We start from the raw sequence: 19,583 nt of genomic DNA, 5'->3' as shown, positions 1-19,583 counted from the left end.
GCAATTGACGCCTTATCGGAAAGAAATGGGCACTTTCCGGGGAGTTGCGTGCACGGCGGGCAGGGTTGGGCACAGACGGTTGTCATCGGGCCCTGCCGCGCAGCACCGTGAGCAGATACGCGCAGAGCAGCACGGCCAGGGACAAGGCCAGTGCGCCGCCGACGGGTTGAGCGATCACATGCACTGCGGCTGTCAGATACCGCTCGCCGCCCAAGGGCCACTGCAGCGGCGAGAGTCCCCGCATCCGTGCGACAAGGCCTTCCGCGGTCCCCACGGACGGCCTCGCCAGCACCTGCTGCAGAACGGGCACGACGAGGACGGGGACCGCGAGCACCGCGGCGAGTCCCGCCGTCGTGGACCGGAAGATCCCGGCGGCCAGCACGCCGGCCCAGGCACACCCCACGACGAGCCCGCACCAACTCACGACGAGGGAAAACCAGTCAGCCGGGACCCGCGCCACCTCTCCCCCGAAGACGACGGCGAGGACCTCGAAGTCGAAGGTGATCGTGAGCACTGCCAGGGCCAGCGCGACGGCTCCGGTGACGAGGAGCTTCGCGGCCAGCAGCCCCAGGCGCCGCGGAACGGTCCCGCGGTGCGCGGCGAGGACGGGGTGGCGGAACTCGTCGCCGAAAGCGAGCGCGCCGAGCAGGCCCGCGCCGAGCGCGGCGGGCGGCAGCGGAAGATCCTGCGGCCAGGCCGCTGCCACCAGGTGCCCCGGAGTGTGTCCGCTGCGGGCAAGGATCACGGAGACGAGAACGGAGACGACGAGCGCGGCAGCGGTGACGAGATAGGCCGTGGCGACACCGGAGGTGCGGAGCAGTTCGTAGCGCAGTGGGCGAAGGGGGTCGGTAGCGACGCGAACCCCGACGGGCGGCGGCAACGCCGGGAGATCACCCGGCTCCTGCGTCTTCGCCGACGGCGACGGCGCCGCTGCAGCCCCTGCTTCGGCAGGCAATCCCATGTCACCGATCTCGTCGGCGAGTTGGTGCACGAGGATGCCGTGCCGGAAGGCCGTCTCACCGACATCGGCGCACGTACTGCCGTACACCGAGAGCCGGTTGCCGTCCTCGTGGACGACCTCTACCGAACGCCGGGCCGCCCTTGCCTCCTTGGCGAGGAGCGCCCCAAGTCGCACCGCATGCGGGCTGCGTACGGCCACCCGCGGGCGCAGCCGGGTCCGGCCGAACTCGGCGGCTTCCTGGTCGGCGACGAGTCGGCCTCTGTCGAGCGTGACGACGCGGTCGGCGTTACCGGCCGCCTCCCTGGGGTCGTCCGTGGCGAACAGGACAGTGCCGCCCTGGGCGGCATGCGCGCGCAGAACGCCGTGCAGCCAGCGCCCCTCTCGAGCGGAGAGACCGTGGACGGGTTGGTCGACAACGAGGGTGTGCGGGTCGCCGAGAAGAGCGCAGGCGAGACCGAGGCGGCGGTCCATGCCGCGCGAGAGCGTCCCCAGCGGCTCGTGACCCAGGCCGACGAGTCCCACCCTCTCGAGGACCTCGTCCGCATGATGGACAGGCACGCCCGCCGCGCAGCACAGCATGCGCAGTTGCCCACGGACCGTACGCGCGGGATGGCCGGGGACGTCACCGAGGAGCACGCCCACCTCACGCCGCGGATGGGCGATGCGGTGCAGCGGACGTCCCCGGAAGTAAGTGATGCCGCGGCCCGGTTGGAGTTCGAGCATCAGCCGGAGCGCCGTCGTCTTGCCCGCACCGCAGGCTCCGAGGAGCGCGGTGACGTGGCCCGCGTGCGCCTCGAAGGACACGTCGTCGACGGCGGGCGGAAGGTCCCTGCGGGGATTGCTGGTCAGTCCGATCGCCTGGATCACCTGATGGAAGATAGCGCGATATGTCCGCTTTTTCGGTCACCGTGGCGGCGGTACCGCGCCGACTGCCCCATAGGACATGCGTCCGCGGCGGCCTCACTGCGCGAACGATGCCCCTACGGTGGTCAGACCTCGGGACGCAGCATCGGCGGGTTCAGCAGCGTGGCCCCGCCCGCACGGAAAAGCTGCGCCGGACGCCCCCCCTGTCTGGTCGTCGTGCCCCCCGTGGGAACAAGGAACCCTGGAGTTCCGGTCACCTTGCGGTGGAAGTTGCGCGGGTCGAGGGCCACACCCCATACGGCCTCGTACACCCGGCGCAGCTCACCCACGGTGAACTCGGCCGGGCAGAAGGCAGTGGCCAGCGAGGAGTACTCGATCTTGGAACGGGCACGCTCCACACCGTCGGCCAGGATCTGCGCATGATCGAAGGCGAGCGGTGCCGCCTGCTCCCCGTCCCTGCCGTAGCCGCCCTGCTGCAACAACTCCTCCACAGGGGCCCAGCGTGCACTGTTGGCATCCCCGCCGGGCCGCGGCGCGGGCAGGTCGGGAGCGAGCGCGAGGTGCGCCACGCTCACCACTCTCATCCGCGGGTCACGCTTCGGGTCGCCGTACGTCGCCAGTTGTTCCAGGTGAGCGCCGTTGTCCTGGACGGGTGCGTTGGGGTCGTGGGCGCACAGCCCCGTCTCCTCGGTCAGCTCACGTGCAGCAGCCTGCGCCAGATCCTCGTCCGCCCGAACGAATCCCCCCGGGAGCGCCCATCGGCCCTGGAACGGCGGTTCGCCCCTGCGGACCGCCAGCGCACACAGAGCATGACGGCGCACGGTCAGCACGACCAGGTCCACGGTGACGGCGAAGGGCGGAAAGGCTGACGGGTCGTAGGGCATGCCGCGATCATAGTCGTCTGCTTGACGATAAACACTCCCTTCGGCAACCGCTTCCGCAGCTGATCCAGTTCTGTCGCCGACCCACCTCATCGAGGGGCGCCACCCGCCTTCCTGCGGCATGTCATCCGAGGTCACACCCCCATCTGCAGCCCGTCGGCGACTTCCTCCACCGTGGCGAGGCCGAGCCGGCCCACGCGCACGGAGAAGGGCGCACCGGCAAGTCTCAGTCCCGTCAGGACGATCTCGCCCAGCGGTGCACTGCGGACCGGGCACAAGGTCACCGTCCCGCCCGGTACATCGGGGCGGATACCGGCGAGCGTGGTCAGCAGCAGAACCCCGGCCGCGGCCGCCGCGGCGGCGGGGCGGCAGGCCGCCGGATGCGGCAGTGGTCTGCCGGCCTCCACACGCGGCTCGCCCCCGAACATCTCGGGCAGCCGGTACCCGAACGCCTCTGCCGCGGCGAGCATCCCGCCCAGCAGCGCGCCTGCCTCCTTCTCATGGCCGACGGCGGCCAGTCCCGCCACGGCGACCGCCGTCTCCTGCGCCCGTACCGTGCCACCGCGGTGCCCGAACGGGTTGTACGCCCCTTCCGTCGCGCCGAGGCCACGCAGTCCCCAACCGGAGTCCATGTCGGGACCGCCGAGCAGCCGCGCCAGTTGCTCCGTCCGCACCTTGTCGAGCAGGCCCGGGGCCAGGGCACCCGATCCGAGCAGTCCGGGGTCCAGGAGATGCGCGGCGCCGGCCCCGAGATGCGGAACCACGCGCCCGTCCCGGGTGCGGGCGGCGGCAGGTCTCCCGCCCGACCGGTCCTCGATCCAGAAGTCCGCACCGAACGCTCCGCGCAGATCCTCGGCCCATTCGCGCAGCTCCGGTCCGCCCGGCCGCCCCCACGCGTGCAGGAGATCGGCTCCGACCATGGCCGCCCGGTACGCGTGCGCCTGAGTCTCACAGCGCAGCGGCCCGTCCGGCTGGGGATCGGAGAGGTAAACGCCGTCACCGACCGTGGTGCGCAGCCACCGCAGACAGTTCTCGGCCGCGGGCAGCAGTTCCTCGGTCTCCCTCTCCGGAAGCCCCCAGCGCCAGGCCTCCGCGAGAAGGACGGGGAACAGCAGGGTGGCTTCCGTGCCCGTGCAGCCCGGCGGTACGTGCGTGCCCGCGTCGCGGCGAGGGCCCGGGATCATGCCCGCGCGCAGGCCGGGACCGGCGAGTTGGGTACCGGCCAGGATCCGCAGGGTGCCCGCGGCGAGCCGCGTGCCCAGCGGCAGCGTCATCCGAGCCGCCGCCAGACAGTCGGCGGGTGCCGGTCCGCAACGCCAGGGGGCTCCCGCCGCAAGGAGAAGGTCGGACGGGCGGGCTGGATCACGCAGGAGCAGGGCCTGGAGGTCCTCGATGCTGGTGTTCAGCAGCGGCTGGACTCTCGGGTCGTCGCCGGTGGCCCGGGCCTGGGCGAAGGGGCTCGTCGTCCCGTGGCCCACAGCCCGGACCGGCACTGTGTCGTCCGGCCTCAGTCGAACCTCCACGCTTCGTGTCCCGCCGGGCGGCAGTTCCATCTCCCAGCGAAGGAGCCCGGCGGAGGCGAGAACATCGGCGGGCGGCGGGGTGGCGGTGACCGCGCAGTCGCCCTTGGCATGGGACCAGCGCAGCCCGGAGCCGTGCACGGTGGCGGTGATTTCGGGACCGGAATCCCCCGCGGCGACTGCCGCCAGCTCGGTGAGGTCGGTGGCCAGGGACACCTCCAGCGGCAGACGCAGCGGGCGCGTCGCCGCGCTGTGCAGGATGATCCGCTCGGTTCCGTCCGCGAACCTCAGTCTCTCCACGACGACGTCCGGGTCCGGACCCACGTCCGCAGCCGCGTGGACGGTACCCACGAATCGCGCGCAATCGGCAGCGATCATGCGAGCCTGCACGGCCAGGGGCTCCCGGCCCGCCACGCGCACCTGACAGCGGGACAGCACGCGGCGACCCGCGCGGTAGAACCCCTCAAGTCCTCGTCCCGTCAGCTGCCCCTGATCCGTGGAGATCACCAGTCCGGGAAGAGCGACGCAGATCAGGGCGGTGTGTGCGGGTGGCAGGTCGGCGACATGACGGGGCGCATGCGCCGCGGTCGTTCGCGTGCGGCCCCCGCGCGAGGCGGGCGGCGTCCCATCGCCGCTGCGGGGTGGAGCTACCGGCACACCTCTGGGGGGGTGTGACGCCGAGGTGCCATGGGGGGTGGGTCTGTCGCCGTCGTGGGCGAAATGCGGTGTGGGCAGGGGCATGAGAGGGCTTCCTCTGCGCTCGGCGCGCCTCGGGAGGCGGCGAGCGCCGGGTGGGGGCTCGGGAGGGTGGTGCGTGATGCGGCGGGGCGGCCCGAGCACGGGTTCCGCCACACAGGTGAACAGGAGGGGCTTCCTCCGGGTCACGCCTGTGAACGGGAAGCCGACCGAACGGCGGTAGATCCGGGGGCGCAAGCCACTCACTTGGCTTCACCCCTCACACACCTGCGCCCATTGCGGCGGATCGCCGACCGGCCGCCGGGGCTGCCTGCTGCGCGGCGGGGCCCGTCACCACCGGTCGGTGTCTCGGCCGGTGCCTCGGACGGGCGCCGGCGACGGTCACCGGCTGCCCCGCCGGAACGACTCCAGGACCGGCTGCAGCGGCTCAGCCGACGTGGACGGCGATACCCACCGCGAGCTGTCATGGCACGGGGTGGCCGTTCGGCTGGTGCGGCCTGCGACGGACCGGGGTGTGCTGTGACCGGGTCCGTCGAGGCAGGGACGTCGTCAATCGTCGGCCCGACCCGTTCGTCAACTGCCGGGCGGCTGTCGGGCGACGGATTCGGGGCCGCCGGAGTGTCGAGCGGGTGGTCGGGCGATGGTTCTTCCCCAGAGGATGCCGCGGTGTCGCAGGCGGGAAAAGGCCCGATAGACGCAGCCGCCGGACGGCTGCCGGGCACGGACGTCTCGTCAGTGAGAGCCGAAAGGCCGTCTGGGCCGCCGTCGGGCAAGGGTGCCCGGGGCACGGGAACCGCCTGGCCACCGGCGGCATCGGGCCCTGCTGCGGCGGCAACCACCGGGCCACCGGCGGCCGAGGGCCCGGCTGCGGTGGGGGCCGTCGGAACACCAGCGGGCGAGCGCCTGGCTGCGGTGGGGGCGGCCGGCTCACGAGCGGCTGCAGAGCTCGCAGCGGATGCAGCCGTCGGACCACCAAACTCCGCACCCCCCGGAACGGTAGGAGCCGCCGGGCCACACGCAGCCGCGGACCCCGCAGCGGAAGGAATCACCGGACCCCCGGCAGTCGCGGGACCCGCAACGGAAGTAGCCGCCAAACCGCCGTCCGACAGCGCGTTTCCATCACCGAATGAACCAACCGGACGGGCGTCGGGCAGCGGCCCGTCGTCCGAGTGCGTCGTCAGCCATTCGTCGGACGGTTCGTCGGGGGGGCAGCCGTCATCGCTGACGGGCACGGGCCACTCCTCGGACGGCTCGCCCGCGGCCTCGACCTGCGCCGCGGAACGACGGTCGCCCCCGGTTTCTGCCCTCGACGCTGCCGGATCGTCTGTCGCCGCTACATCACCGTCCGGCTCCACAGCGTCCGTGCTCTCGTCGCTCCCGTGGTCCACGCGCTCTGCCCGCAGGCACCGGCGGACCGCCTCCGGGTCGATGCCGTCGTTGCACGCCTGGTGCAGGAGGCGGGCGAAGAGGTATTCCGGATCCGCAGCCAGGGCCATGGCCAGGGCTTCACGGGCCTCGAGCTGGTCGCCGGTCGACCAGGCGACCCATCCGGCAAGCGTCAGCGGTGCGGCGGCATGCTCGCCGTAACCCCCGACGCAACGGCGGGCCAGCGCGCGCCACAGACGCAGGGCCACGGCGGCCTCCGGCCCCTCCATCCAGGCAGCGGCGCGGTCACGCGTCGTGCGGTCCTGCAAGCCGAGGATCAAGGCAGCGGCCTCGTCGTGTTCGAGCAGTTCGTCGTCGCGACGGTCGACCACCTGTGTCGCAGCGACGGGTGTGGCCTCGGCGAGGCGCGTCATGACCCGCTCGGCGAGCGCGAGTGTTTCGGCGGCGACGTCGTCACGCGTGCCGCCGCTCAGAATCCTGGGGACGAGTGCCGAGCTCGCAGCGTCCAGTGCGGCCTCCTGAGCGAGGACGTCGGACGTCTCCCGAGGACTGAGCCGCACCCTGAACTCCTTGAGGGTGCCGCGCACCTGAAGACCGGCATAGGCGGCTGCGGCCGCCAGCACCGAGGTGCCGGGAAGGCCCATCGTCCGCCCCTCGGCGGGACAGCAGACGGGACTCGCGCAGCAGTACGACCAGAAGCGACCGTCGGAGATGCACAGGGCCTCCACCACGGGAACGTCGAGGCTGCCACAGGCCGTGCGCAGCAACTGGGCGAGCGGCCGCAGGCGCTCCATCACGTCACGGCCCGTCTCACCGCCGGCCGGTTCCTGGACGACATAGGCGATCATGGCCTCCGGCCTGGCCCCTCTGCGCCGGCTGCCGTCCACCAGGCCGTGCGCCAGCTGCTGGGCCGCGGACGGCCAGTCGTCCGGGAGAACGGGGATACCGAGCCGTGCCCGCCCGCCGAACCTTCCCCGCCCCTCACGATCGTGCAGGGCGACCAGCACAACGCTGTCCTCGGGCCGGTACCCCAACAGATACGGCAGGGCGTCGGCCAGTTCGGCCGGGGAACGCAGCGTGACCTGGGTCTCGCCGCACGGACCCGCCAAGAGTCCGTGTCCTTCGCGTACTGAGGGCTCGCCGCCGGTGTGTGCGGATGCGCCCATGTCACCGGTGCCGGAGAAGCCGGCAGCTTCGTCGTGGTTCGTCATGCCGCGACGATCTCGCGGATCCTCACATCCCGTTTCGGCCTGTGGATAACCACGGCCATGAGCACGCCAGGTTTTGTCCACAGGCCGCGGGGTTCGTTCGCGCGATGTCGGACCGATCAGGTTGCATGGATGCCATGACCGACGAACAGCCGCGCCGCACGACGCACGGAACCACGTCCACGCCGACGGGCACCCCGGGCTCGGGCTCCGCCCCTCCGGACCCACACCGCACCGGGGCCGGGGGCGAGCTGAGGGCCGCCGCCGACGCGGTGCTCGCTCGGCTCGTCGGCGCAGCGACCGGCGAGGCCCGGCTGCGGGAGGATCAGTGGAGCGCCATCGAGGCCCTCGTGGCGCACGGGCGCAGAGCCCTGGTCGTACAGCGCACCGGCTGGGGCAAGTCCGCGGTCTACTTCGTCGCGACCGCGCTCCTGCGCGAGCGCGGCGCGGGCCCCACTGTCATCGTCTCGCCCCTCCTCGCCCTCATGCGCAACCAGGTCGAGGCCGCGGCACGGGCCGGAATCCACGCCCGCACCATCAACTCGTCGAACTCCGAGGAGTGGGAGACCATCCAGGCCGAGGTGACCGCGGGCGAGGTGGACGTCCTGCTGGTGAGTCCGGAGCGGCTCAACAACCCGGACTTCAGAGACCGGGTGCTCCCCGAGCTGGCGGCCGCGACCGGTCTGCTGGTGGTCGACGAGGCGCACTGCATCTCCGACTGGGGCCATGACTTCCGACCCGACTACCGCCGGCTGCGCACGATGCTCGCGGACCTGCCGCCCGGCGTGCCGGTCCTGGCCACGACCGCGACGGCCAACGCGCGGGTGACGGCGGACGTGGCGGAACAGCTCGGTACGGGGGCCGGAACGGACGCGCTGGTGCTGCGCGGCCCGCTGGACCGGGAGAGTCTGAGCCTCGGCGTGCTGCGGCTTCCGGACGCCGCCCACCGTATGGCCTGGCTCGCCGACCACCTCGACGAGCTGCCGGGTTCCGGCATCATCTACACGCTCACCGTGGCGGCTGCCGAGGAGGTCACCGCGTTCCTGCGGCAGTGCGGGCACACCGTGGCCTCGTACACCGGCAAGACGGAGAACGCCGAACGGCAGCAGGCAGAGGAGGACCTGCTGGCCAACCGGGTGAAGGCGCTGGTCGCCACATCCGCCCTCGGGATGGGCTTCGACAAGCCCGACCTCGGCTTCGTGGTGCACCTCGGCTCACCGTCGTCCCCGATCGCCTACTACCAGCAGGTAGGGCGGGCGGGGCGCGGTGTCGAGCACGCGGAGGTGCTGCTGCTTCCGGGCAAGGAGGACCAGGCGATCTGGGAGTACTTCGCGTCGATCGCGTTTCCTCCGGAGGAGCAGGTGCGGCGCACTCTGGACGCCCTTGCCCGGTCGGACCGACCCTTGTCGCTGCCCGCTCTCGAACCGCTGGTCGAACTGCGCCGGTCCAGACTCGAGACGATGCTCAAGGTGCTGGACGTGGACGGTGCGGTGCGCCGTGTACAGGGTGGCTGGATCGCGACGGGCGTCCCGTGGACGTACGACACCGAGCGCTACGCCTGGGTGGCAAAGCAACGCGAGACCGAGCAGCAGGCGATGCGCGACTACGTGAGCACGACGGGCTGCCGCATGGAGTTTCTGCGGCGGCAGCTGGACGACGAGGGCGCCGCCCCCTGCGGACGCTGCGACTCCTGCGCGGGACCGCGGTTCATGGACACCGTCTCTCCTGCCGCGCTGGATGCGGCGCTCGGTGAACTCGGCCGCGCGGGTGTCGAGGTCGAACCCCGCAAGATGTGGCCCACGGGTCTGCCGGCGGTCGGTGTGGAGCTGAAGGGACGCATCCCGGCCGCGGAACAGGCCGCGCCGGGGCGAGCGCTCGGGCGGCTCTCCGACATCGGCTGGGGCAACCGGCTGCGGCCGATACTGACGCCTCAGGCCCAGGACGGGCCCGTCCCGGACGACGTCGCGAAGGCGGTGGTCGGCGTGCTGGCCGACTGGGCCAAGGGACCCGGCGGCTGGGCCTCGGGACGACCCGACGCACAGCCGCGCCCGGTGGGCGTCGTCACCATGGCCTCTCGCACACGTCCGCAACTGATCCACTCCTTGGGGGCGCGCATAGCCGAGATCGGACGGCTGCCGCTGCTGGGTTCCGTTGGGTACGCCGGCGACGTCCCCCGCGTGCCCCGGAGCAACAGCGCACAGCGGCTCAAGGCGCTCGACGGTGCGCTGACCGTGCCCCCCGAGCTCGCCTCGGCGCTGCGGGAAGCGGGTGGTCCCGTGCTGCTGGTGGACGACATGACGGAGACCGGTTGGACCTTGGCCGTGGCTGCACGCATGCTGCGCCGGGCCGGAGCGGAGGGGGTGTTGCCGCTGGTACTCGCCATGCAGGCGTGAGCCGCCCCTTCCCTGGGAACACATCCGGAAGAGATACAGCAGGGGATATAGGCCACAGATCGCCAGGAACCGGCCGGTGGCGCCAATTGCTCGTTGCCGCATTCCAGTTCGACGGCAAGAATTGAGGTCCGCTCCCCGCACGGCCGTCCGTGACCCGGCAGGGCCCCGTTGGGATGCGCACCCCCCGAGTCCGACCTCGCCCGCAGTGTGGGCGCGTAGCCGAAGGGAGGATCGTGACCTTCGGATTCGCTTCGTCCCCGGTGGCATCCATGTCGGCGTCCGCCGATCTGTCCGCCGCTTCCGCCAATCCCCTGGCCCGGGTGCTCGAGCCCGCCGAGTGGGCAGCCGCAGGGATTCCGCTGCTGCGCAACCCTCGTGAAGTCGTCGTCGGGCTCCATGGCCTGCACCGGCCGCGGCCCTCCACGGTCGTGGTGGCGGTCCTGGATCCGGACGAACAACTGCGGGCGAGCGCCTCGTTCACGCGCCGCCAGGCTCCTGCGGACGGCTGGATGTTCCGCAACTCGCTTCTCGCTCAACTGCGCCGGGTGATTCCGCATGACCTGCGGCGCCGCACGCCGGTGCGGACGGCCGTGCTGCTCCACTGCCGCGAGGGGGACGCACGGTGGACGGAGGAGGACGGGGCGTGGATGTGGGGGCTGCGGGACGCATGCACGCTGCACGGACTGCGCTGCGGTTCGTACATCACGCTGACCCGTGACGGCTGGCAGGTTCTTGGCGAGGGGCGCGGCGGACGCCGCCCGGACTCGCAGTCCGCTCCGGAAAGCACCGATCCGATGGGGGCACCGCCTGCGCTCCCGCGCACCGGAGGAGTCGCCTCCGAGGTGATGCACCGGGCCGCCGCCCGCTGACGGCGGCACAACCGCCCGCCGGCGACAGGTCGCGCAGGGGCCGGGTCACTTCCGACGACGGCCTGCCGGACGGACCATGGCGCACCCGAAAGGCGCGCCGCGCAGGGACGCGACGCACAACGGCAGGCGGAACGTGGGCGGCCGGAGACTGGTCGTGCCGACCTGGCCCATTGATACAGCTGGATATGCCACAGCGAGACGCCGGGCCGGCGGTCACCGACGGCGTTCCGGCAGTCCGCGCGCGACCGGACGCCCGGGCGAAAGAGCAGGGCGGATCGACCACCGTACACAGGCCGCCGATCCGGCACTCCCGCCGACGCCCGAGGCCAGAACCGGGTGACCCGGCTCCGGTCTCCGCGCGAACTGGCGGGACCTGAGCGATCCGGACAGGGCCCGGATCGCTCAGACGCCCACGCCGAGCACCGAGTCGATCTGCTTCGGGTCGCCGCAGACGATCAGCAGGGCACCGGCCCGGCCCATTGCCAGCGGAAGCACGGTGGCGACTGACTCGTCGGCGCCGCCGTTGACGGCGACCACGACCACCGGGCGGGCGGCGGCGCGGGAGGCCACGGAGGCGTCGGCGTAGAAGACGTCGTCACCGGCGTCGTGCTGCGCCCAGTACGCGGTCTCACCGAAGGACATTTCGTGTGCGGCCCACGGATGCGGTTCGCCGGTGGTGATCACCAGCACGTCGCCGGGAACACGACCCGAGTCGAGCAGCAGGTCGACGGCTTCTTCGGCGGCGTCCAGCGCGCCCTCGACCGAGGCCGGGATGAGCTGGATCTGTGGGTTGACGGAGGGAGCTGGCTGTTCGGACTTGGCCGGTTCGCGCGGGGTGCGCTGGGCCGGCATGGGCCTCGGCCCCGGACGACCGGGACGCGGGGGGGCCGCGGGACGCGGTCCGGGCACGGGACGAGGGGTCGGCGCGGTGCGGCCTCCGGCCGGCGTGGCGCGGGGACCCTGGGCACTCTCGTGAATCTGAGGCTCCTCGGGAATGAGAGGCATGGGCTGATATCTATCAAACGCCGGTGCGGCCGGCGTCGGCGGGTGGCACATGAGTGCGATCGGAACCGGTCAGAAGTCGAAGCCGAGCTGGCCCTCGATTTCCGGTGCGCTTCCGTCCGCCCAGCTGCGGACCTTCTTGAGATGCCGCCACTGAGGCAACGCATCAAGATACGCCCACGACAAGCGGTGGTACGGGGTGGGGCCCCGCTCCGCGAGTGCGGCTTTGTGCACCGGGGACGGATACCCCGCGTTGGCCGCAAACCCGAAGTCTGCATGGTCGATACCCAGTTCGGCCATCATTTTGTCGCGGTGAACCTTGGCGATCACCGAGGCCGCCGCGACGGCCACACACGACTGGTCGCCCTTGATCACCGTACGGACGTTCCAGGGCATCCCGAGATAGTCGTGCTTCCCGTCGAGGATGATCGCTTCGGGGCGGACCGGAAGCGCTTCGAGGGCGCGAACGGCGGCGAGCCGAAGTGCGGCTGTCATCCCGAGGTCGTCGATCTCCTCGGGGGAGGCGTGACCGAGGGAATAGGCCGTCACCCACTGCTCCAACACCACGGCGAGTTCGGTGCGCCGCTTCACGGTGAGCAGTTTGGAGTCGGTGAGCCCCTCGGGGGGCCGGCGTAGGCCCGTGACCGCGGCGCAGACGGTGACGGGGCCGGCCCAGGCACCGCGCCCCACCTCGTCTACACCGGCGATGACCTTCGCTCCGGTCGTTGCGCGAAGGGAGCGCTCGACGGTGTGAGTAGGTGGTTCGTACGGCATGGCGCCCTTAGCCTACGCCGCCCGGATCCCCGTGCGACACCCCGGTTTGCCCCGGCGGCGGCACACCTCTCGGCGACCCGTTCGCAAGCGCGCCCGCCGCCGTGATCCGACGGCTCGGAAGGCCGGGATCAGCCCTGCTCGGGACGGAGCAGCGGGAGCATCAGCTGGTCGATCATCTCCTCGATGTCCTGCTCGATCCATTCGCTTCCGCACATTTTTGCTCGGTACATCATCATCGCCGGAATGGCATCGAAGACATAGCCGTTCGCAGCGGCGGGCCGCACCTCACCCCGCTCGATTCCACGGTTGATGACCTCACGCAACAGCTTGAGGGTCGGCTCCACGACGCCGTCGTAGATCACACCGTGGAAGCGCTCGGCCTGCAGGTTGTCGCATTCGTGAATGACTGATCGAAGCGCGAAACCTGGGCGCGAGTACATCGCCTCGCGGGCCAGCCGGCAGAGCGCGAGAAGGTCCTCGCGCACATTCCCGTGGTCGGGCGCCTCGTCGAGGCGGGGAAGCCCGGCCTGGAGCGCGTCGGCGACGAGATCCTCCTTGGACGGCCAGCGGCGGTAGACCGCCGCCTTGCCGGTCTGGGCGCCTGCGGCGACGCCCTCCATGGTGAGGCCGTTCCAGCCGACCGTACTGAGTTGCTCCAGGGCGGCTTCGAGGATCGCGCGCTCGAGCACAGCACCACGTCGACGAAGGGAAGCCGGCTGAGCGGAGGCGGCCGTCCAGGACGAAGTACCCATCTGAATGTCTCCGTTGAGCATGGGGAAGCGGGGATTTCGGGGAAGGGGCGAGCGGTCGGGGGCAATCACGCGGCATCGAACTCAGTGAACGCTTGCGTTCACTGATGGGGACTCACTACCGTTTGACGCGACAGTGAACGCGGTCGTTCACTAACGACTTCGTGGGGGATCCATAGTGACAACCTCTCCTTTGCTCCAGGAACAGAAGCCGGGAGTCGCCCGCCGGGCGGCTCATCCCGGCATCGCGCTCACGGTCATCGCGGCCTGCCAACTCATGGTGGTACTCGACGCGACGATTGTGAACATCGCACTCCCGCACATTCAAGACGCGCTCCAGTTCAGCACAACCGATCTGACATGGGTGGTCAGCGCGTACACGCTCACCTTCGGCGGACTGCTGCTGCTCGGCGGCCGGGCCGGCGACATACTCGGCCGGCGCCGGGTGTTCATGACAGGCATCCTGCTGTTCACCTTCGCCTCGCTGCTCGGTGGACTCGCCCAGGAGCCCTGGCAGTTGCTCGCCGCGCGTGCCCTGCAGGGCATGGGCGGCGCCATCGCATCACCCACCTCGCTGGCGCTCATCACCACCACTTTCCCGGAAGGCCCCGAGCGGAACCGGGCCTTCGCCGTCTTCGCGGCGGTCTCGGCCGGCGGCGGCGCGATAGGCCTGCTGACCGGCGGCATGCTCACGGAGTGGCTCGACTGGCGCTGGGTCCTCTTCGTGAACGTACCCATCGGCGTACTGATAGCCGTGCTCGCACCGAGGTTCATCAACGAATCGGAACGCCATCCCGGACGGTTCGACATAGCGGGAGCGCTCACCTCGACCGTCGGCATGGCGTCCCTGGTCTACGGCTTCATCCGTGCTGCGGAGAACGGCTGGCGGGACAGTCTCACCATCGGCTCCTTCACGACGGCGCTGGTGTTGCTGGTGGCCTTCGGATTCATCGAGTCGCGGGCCAAGGAGCCGATCACCCCGCTGCGGATGTTCGCCGACCGGAATCGCTCGGGCACGTACGTGATCATGCTGAGCCTGGCCGCGGCGATGTTCGGCATGTTCTTCTACATCGTGCTCTTCGTGCAGAACGTGCTGGGGTACTCGCCGATCGCGGCCGGCGTGGCGTTCCTTCCGGTGACGGTGGCCATCGCGATCGGCGCCGGGCTGTCGCAGAGGTTCCTGCCGGTGCTCGGCCCGAAGCCATTCATGCTGGTGGGCGCGACACTGGTCTCGCTCGGGCTGGGCTGGCTGACCTTCATCAGCCCCGACAGCTCGTACCTGTCCGGCGTGCTCGGTCCGATGCTGCTGTTCGGCTTCGGCATGGGCCTGAACTTCGTGACCCTGACGCTCACCGCGGTCTCGGGCGTCGCCCCGCACGAGGCGGGCGCGGCTTCCGGTCTCCTGAACGCCATGCAGCAGGTGGGCGGTTCGCTCGGGCTCTCCATCCTCACCACGATCTTCGGCACCGCGAGCCGGAACGAGGCGGAGAAGCAGGTGCCCGACCTCCTGGCGAACGGCACGGCCGAACAGAAGGCGGAGTTCGCCAGGACACACCAACTGCCGGCGCCCTGGGGGCACGAGGTGCTCGCCCACGGCATCTCGACGGCCTTCATCCCGGCCGTGGCGATGGCGGTCCTGGCACTGGTCACGGCGAGCGTGGTCATCCGCGTACGCAAGAGCGACCTGGAGGCCCTGGCCGGCACGGCGGGACCTGCAGGAGGCTGAGAGCGGACCCGGCCCCCGTCGTCCGGCCCGCGAACCGGACGGCAGGGGGCCGCCCACGACGGCCGGACGGCGCCCGGGGAACGACGACAGAGCGCCCTCCGGCCGTACCCGCGGTCGTGGTGCCTTCCCGCGGAGGCGGTCCTGGCCCATGGGCCGGGGCCGTCTCACCCTGCGCGCATCGGTTCCGGTCAGCACACAGGCTGTCCCCTACGAGTGCGGCGATGCTCCGGGGCACGACTCCGATCGTCTACGTCGCCGGCGACGCCCAGTCCGGCAGCCGCTCCGCACGCTCCAGCCACTCCCCCGGCGGCGTCCCCGCCTTCCCGGCGGCGAGCACCCCGCCGACGATCGAGCAGGTCGTGTCGACGTCCCCGCCCACCTCCGCGGTCGTCCAGAAGGCCTGTTCGTAGTCGCCGAGAGCGCGGGCGGCCGACCAGAGCGCGAAGGGCACCGTGTCGTGCGCCGACGTACGCCGGCCGCAGCCCAGAACGGCCGCGACGGTCGTGGCGTCGCTGTAGTCCAGCATGTCCCGCGCCCGGCGCAACCCGGCCCCGACGGCGCTCTTCGGTACGAGCGCGATGACACCGTCGAGCAGGGCCTCGGGGGCCGGCGGCCCGGCCGGAGCGGCGGCGAGGGCGGCCGCGGCGGCGACGGCCATGGCCCCCACCACGGCCTCACGGTGCTGATGGGTGGGGTAGGCGGAGATCTCCGCCTGATGCGTGGCCTGCTCGGGGTCGTCGGCGTACCAGGCGCCCAGGGGGGCGATCCGCATCGCCGCGCCGTTGCCCCACGACCCCCGGCCGTCGAACAGTGCCGAGGACAGCTCGCGCCAGTCGCCGCCTTCCCGTACGAGCCTGAGGAGGCGGTTGACGGCAGGCCCGTAGCCGCGGTCGAAGTCATGGTGCTCCGCGAAGGAGCGCGCCAGTGCGTCCTGGTCGATACGGCGGTGTGCGGCCAGAACGGACACGATGGAGCAGGCCATCTCCGTGTCGTCCGTCCACTGCCAGGGCCCCGCAGGCAGCTCACGGCGCTTGAGCAGGGGATAGCTCGCGGGGACGAAGAACTGAGAGCCCAGTGCGTCCCCCACGGCCAGTCCCCGCAGGCTGGCCAGGGCGCGTTCCAGCCGCCCGGGGAAAGAGGAGTCAGCGGTCATCGCCCTCCCACTCTATCCGGTGACCCAGTAGGGCTGCGGGTCCCGCCAGCGATCGAACGGGCGATCGAGTCGATACTTGCCGTCCTCGCCCAGCAGGAGCATGCGCGTCTCACCGTTCCCCGGGTTCGAGAGGGCCTCGAATTCGGCGACCGTCCAGTGGAACCAGCGCATACAGAACAGCCTCATGGCGAGGCCGTGGGTCACCAGGAGCACGTTCGGCGGATGATCGGGGTCCTCGAAGCTGCGGAACAGGCTTTCCAGGAAACCGCCCACCCGGTCGTACACGTCGGCGCCGGACTCGCCCTGCGCGAAGCGGTAGAAGAAGTGCCCGTAGGCGTCCCGGTACGCCTTCTGGACCATGACGTCGTTGCGGTCCTGCCAGTTGCCCCAGTCCTGCTCACGCAGCCGGGGCTCCTCGCGGACCCGGACACGATCGGGGTCCAGGCGGAAGGCGTGGAGCGTCTCATGGGTACGGCGATAGGGGGAGACGTACACACTGACGTGCTCCCCGCCGAAGAGGTCCCGCAGCCGTTTGCCCGTCGCCTCCGCCTGCCGCCACCCCTTCTCGGTGAGCGGCAGCGCGTGGTCGGGTTCACGCTCGTAGACGGTGTCATCGGCATTGCCCACCGACTCTCCGTGCCGGACAAGGACGATGCGCCGTGGTCGTGCCATGCCAAAACCCTAGATCGGGTGACTCGCGAAGGGGCACCCGAGCGGCCTTGATACGGGTCACATTCGAACGACGCTCGTCGGACCGGTCCAGTTCGCCAACCGAGGCGCGGACCGGCGCCGCAGCCGTTCATGCCACCGGATCACACGATCCACGACGGCTCCAGGTCCACGATGTCCCCCGTGAGGGCAGCGATGTCGGCCTCGGTCTGCGCCCTCAGCGCCAGGCGCTCGATACGTTCCTCGCGGTACTTGCCGTGTTCCGCCGCCGACTGCCACATCGACAGGATCAGGAACTCATGACCCGGCGCCTCGCCGAACAGTCCGCGGGTCATGCCCGGCGAACCGGCCATCGCCGGATTCCAGACCTTCTCCTGCATCAGTGCGAAGTGCTCGGCACGCTCCTCGTGCACCTTGCAGTGCGCGACCCGCACCAGGTCCGCGTCGGTGAAGCGGGGCTCGAAGCCGGTCTTCACGTCGAAGCGGTGGTCGAAGAGCCTGACCTGCTGGTCCTTGAACGTCCCCGACTGCGCAGCCGCCAGTCGGTCGTGCGAGCGCGCCATGAAAGAGTCGTAGAAGGCACGGCTCTCCCAGAACGCGAAGACGTGCGCCACGCCGGGTCTCCCCCGGCTCCAGCCCCCGCCCTGTCCGCGGAATCCCGGCTCCCCCGGCAGTCCCGCCCACTTTCGCTGCCCCCGCTCGAAACCGCGGCGGTCCACCACAGTGCAGCGAATCCACTTGACCAGCACCGCGCCATCGTACGGCCCCGATGCGTGGCGCTGGTCACGCTCCGGCGGAGTGCACCCGGGCGAGCGCCCCGGCGCACAAGGCACAATGGACAACTGACCCACTCTGCACAGGAGTTCGTTCAGAGGGTCGTGACAACGGGGAGGGGATGGGTGATGAGCGACCTCAACAAGGGCATCCGCAAAGTCGAGTTGGCGGTGAAGTGGGACCCGAGTCCGCCCGGGCAGCCGCCGACCGACCTCGACATCGTCGCGGCGACCTATCTCGCGTCGGATCCGTACGGGGACCCCGCCTATGTCGTGCACTTCGACAGCCGCTCCCCCGACGGCACGATCTACCTCAACCGCGACAGCCTGGACGGCAAGGGCTTCGGCTGGGACGAGGTCATGACGCTGGAGCTCCACCGCCTCGACAGCAGGTACGCGCGCGTGGTGGCGGGAGTCGTCATACAGCAGCGCACCGGCCACAAGACGTTCGTCGGCGTCCTGAACCCGGCGCTGCGGCTGCGTGAGGGATACACCGTCCTTGCCGAGGACGATTTCGGCGGGGTCCTGGGCGCGACGGCGGCGAGGGTCGCCGAGTTCGTGCGCGATGCCTCCGGCGAGTGGATGTTCCGCCCAGGCATCCACGGCTACGACACGGACCCGCAGAGCTTCGCCCGAGTGATGGGCAGCCCGCAGGACTCCTGACACCGTTGCCCGGTGTCATGGCGGACAGCGGTGCCGCCCGTCATGACCGGGTACTGGCGCATGTCACCGATCCCGGTCGTCCGGCATCCCGAGTCTGCTCGTCCGTCCACGCCTGCCGAGGAGGGGTGGGCGGGCCGGTTTCCGGCATCCTGCGCGACCCCGGCGAGGGCCACCGACGGGATGCGACCATGGCGGGGGCACGGGTGGCCGACAAGGACAAATGCGTTGCTCCGCCGTTTCCCTCTCATGATCATGGGCCGAATGCGATTCTTTGCCGCCACTGCAGACCCCACCGCCCTCGACCGGGCTCTCGCCTATCCGGCCGACGGTCCCGTCGCCGCTCTGACCGCCGAGCGGATTCGCGAGGAGATCGACGCCAGCCAATTCCGCCCGGAATGGATCTGGCTCGCCGAGGACGAGGACGGGCACATACTTGCCCGCGCGCTGTGGTGGGGTCGTGCCGACAGCGAGCGGCCCATAGCCCTCGACTGCCTCCAGGTACGCGCCACGGTCGCCGACCCCGCCGCCCTCGCCACCAGTCTCCTCGACGCCGGGCATGCCAGCTTCGGTACGCGCCCGCTGTACAACGTCTCCCTCCCAGGGGACTGGCGCGCCCGATCGGAACTCGCGCAGGCGGTCGCCTGGCGTCGCGAATCCGGCGCCCGTGCCGGGCTGAGCCGGGAGATCGAGCGCCTGCGCTACGAGTGGACTCCGGCGGCAGGACTGCCCGAGGCCGGTGGGCGGCTGACGTTTCGCGAGGGCAGCGACGAGGAGTTCCTCGAGGCCTTCGCCCGCGTGTCATCCGGCAGCCTGGACCAGGCCACCCAGGACGAGCTGCGCACCAAGGACGCCGGGCAACTGGCCGAGGAGGACATACGGTTCTACCTCGACTGCCCCGGCGAGCGCTCCTGGTGGCGGCTCGCGGAGCTGCCCGACGGCACGCTCGCCGGTCTGGCCGTGCCGTCGGCGACCCCGTACAACCGCAACGTCGGCTATCTCGGAGTCGTACCCGAGCAACGTGGGCAGGGCCTGATCGACGAGATCCTCGCCGAGATCACTCGCTTCCACGCGGCCGAAGGCGCCGAGCGCATCACCGCCACGACGGACACCACGAACGCCCCGATGGCCGCAGCGTTCGAGCGCGCGGGCTACGAGGTGACCGAGATCCGTATGGTCCTGGAGGCTCCCGAGCGGGCATGACCCGCCGTACTGGCCTGGTCTGCCCAGGGGGCGGCGCCGGTGGCCGAGCCACCAAGCGGCCGGCCCGTACAGGGCCGTGGGTTCCGATAGCCGGCC

14 protein-coding genes and 1 pseudogene are annotated in these 19,583 nt (G+C 71.0%); 5 read left to right on the top strand and 10 right to left on the bottom strand.

What is annotated here, in order from left to right; translation table 11 throughout:
* Positions 1 to 82: 82 nt before the first annotated feature.
* From ADL25_RS35970 to ADL25_RS35955, 4 genes and pseudogenes are all read right to left on the bottom strand, one after another.
* A complete protein-coding gene (locus ADL25_RS35970; protein WP_059132105.1) occupies positions 83 to 1,828 on the bottom strand; it encodes an ATP-binding cassette domain-containing protein in 1,746 nt (581 codons plus the stop codon).
* Positions 1,829 to 1,950: 122 nt separating this feature from the next.
* Positions 1,951 to 2,709 (bottom strand): NUDIX hydrolase, encoded by a 759-nt coding sequence (locus tag ADL25_RS35965; RefSeq protein ID WP_059132104.1) that lies wholly within the window; start codon positions 2,707 to 2,709, stop codon positions 1,951 to 1,953.
* Between the two features lie 131 nt (positions 2,710 to 2,840).
* Positions 2,841 to 4,757, bottom strand: coding sequence for a glycogen debranching N-terminal domain-containing protein (locus tag ADL25_RS35960; protein WP_059132255.1), 1,917 nt, complete (start codon positions 4,755 to 4,757; stop codon positions 2,841 to 2,843).
* A gap of 1,421 nt (positions 4,758 to 6,178) precedes the next feature.
* Positions 6,179 to 7,519 (bottom strand): annotated as a pseudogene (locus ADL25_RS35955) (DUF4192 domain-containing protein); the annotation flags it as partial.
* Between the two features lie 134 nt (positions 7,520 to 7,653).
* Between ADL25_RS35955 and ADL25_RS35950 the strand changes: the two are divergent.
* Together ADL25_RS35950 and ADL25_RS35945 are read left to right on the top strand one after the other, a co-directional pair.
* On the top strand, positions 7,654 to 9,909 hold the full coding sequence (locus ADL25_RS35950; protein ID WP_234381178.1) for a RecQ family ATP-dependent DNA helicase: 2,256 nt from the start codon (positions 7,654 to 7,656) through the stop codon (positions 9,907 to 9,909).
* Between the two features lie 233 nt (positions 9,910 to 10,142).
* Positions 10,143 to 10,778 carry a hypothetical protein gene (locus ADL25_RS35945; RefSeq protein WP_059132103.1) on the top strand — a complete coding sequence of 212 codons (636 nt, stop codon included), beginning with the start codon at positions 10,143 to 10,145 and terminating at the stop codon, positions 10,776 to 10,778.
* A 402-nt stretch (positions 10,779 to 11,180) separates the two neighbouring features.
* On the opposite strand, the gene ADL25_RS35940 is transcribed toward ADL25_RS35945, so the two are convergent.
* From ADL25_RS35940 to ADL25_RS35930, 3 genes are all read right to left on the bottom strand, one after another.
* On the bottom strand, positions 11,181 to 11,783 hold the full coding sequence (locus ADL25_RS35940) for a hypothetical protein (RefSeq protein ID WP_079050802.1): 603 nt from the start codon (positions 11,781 to 11,783) through the stop codon (positions 11,181 to 11,183).
* A 69-nt stretch (positions 11,784 to 11,852) separates the two neighbouring features.
* A complete protein-coding gene (locus ADL25_RS35935) occupies positions 11,853 to 12,554 on the bottom strand; it encodes a ribonuclease HII (protein WP_059132101.1) in 702 nt (233 codons plus the stop codon).
* 128 nt (positions 12,555 to 12,682) lie between these two features.
* On the bottom strand, positions 12,683 to 13,306 hold the full coding sequence (locus tag ADL25_RS35930) for a TetR/AcrR family transcriptional regulator (RefSeq protein ID WP_059132100.1): 624 nt from the start codon (positions 13,304 to 13,306) through the stop codon (positions 12,683 to 12,685).
* Positions 13,307 to 13,481: 175 nt separating this feature from the next.
* Between ADL25_RS35930 and ADL25_RS35925 the strand changes: the two genes are divergently transcribed.
* Complete coding sequence (locus ADL25_RS35925; RefSeq protein ID WP_059132099.1) at positions 13,482 to 15,029, top strand: MFS transporter; 1,548 nt, start codon at positions 13,482 to 13,484, stop codon at positions 15,027 to 15,029.
* A gap of 247 nt (positions 15,030 to 15,276) precedes the next feature.
* On the opposite strand, the gene ADL25_RS35920 is transcribed toward ADL25_RS35925, so the two are convergent.
* The 3 genes from ADL25_RS35920 to ADL25_RS35910 form a co-directional block, all read right to left on the bottom strand.
* Positions 15,277 to 16,182: an ADP-ribosylglycohydrolase family protein gene (locus tag ADL25_RS35920; protein WP_059132098.1), complete on the bottom strand. Its 906-nt coding sequence runs from the start codon at positions 16,180 to 16,182 to the stop codon at positions 15,277 to 15,279.
* 12 nt (positions 16,183 to 16,194) lie between these two features.
* Positions 16,195 to 16,854, bottom strand: a complete 660-nt coding sequence (locus ADL25_RS35915; protein ID WP_059132097.1) for a histidine phosphatase family protein — start codon at positions 16,852 to 16,854, stop codon at positions 16,195 to 16,197.
* A 140-nt stretch (positions 16,855 to 16,994) separates the two neighbouring features.
* On the bottom strand, positions 16,995 to 17,600 hold the full coding sequence (locus tag ADL25_RS35910) for a YdbC family protein (RefSeq protein ID WP_059132096.1): 606 nt from the start codon (positions 17,598 to 17,600) through the stop codon (positions 16,995 to 16,997).
* A gap of 153 nt (positions 17,601 to 17,753) precedes the next feature.
* On the opposite strand from ADL25_RS35910, the gene ADL25_RS35905 reads away from it, so the two are divergent.
* Together ADL25_RS35905 and ADL25_RS35900 are read left to right on the top strand one after the other, a co-directional pair.
* Entirely contained in the window at positions 17,754 to 18,287 is a 534-nt protein-coding gene (locus ADL25_RS35905; protein WP_059132095.1) for a TerD family protein, read from the top strand.
* A 261-nt stretch (positions 18,288 to 18,548) separates the two neighbouring features.
* On the top strand, positions 18,549 to 19,487 hold the full coding sequence (locus ADL25_RS35900) for a GNAT family N-acetyltransferase (protein WP_059132253.1): 939 nt from the start codon (positions 18,549 to 18,551) through the stop codon (positions 19,485 to 19,487).
* Positions 19,488 to 19,583 lie beyond the last annotated feature (96 nt).

Source organism: Streptomyces sp. NRRL F-5122 (assembly GCF_001507435.1).
Classification (GTDB): Bacteria; Actinomycetota; Actinomycetes; order Streptomycetales; family Streptomycetaceae; genus Streptomyces; species Streptomyces lannensis.
The sequence above is the reverse complement of the archived record's forward strand: the minus strand, read 5'-3'. Positions and strand labels throughout refer to the sequence as shown.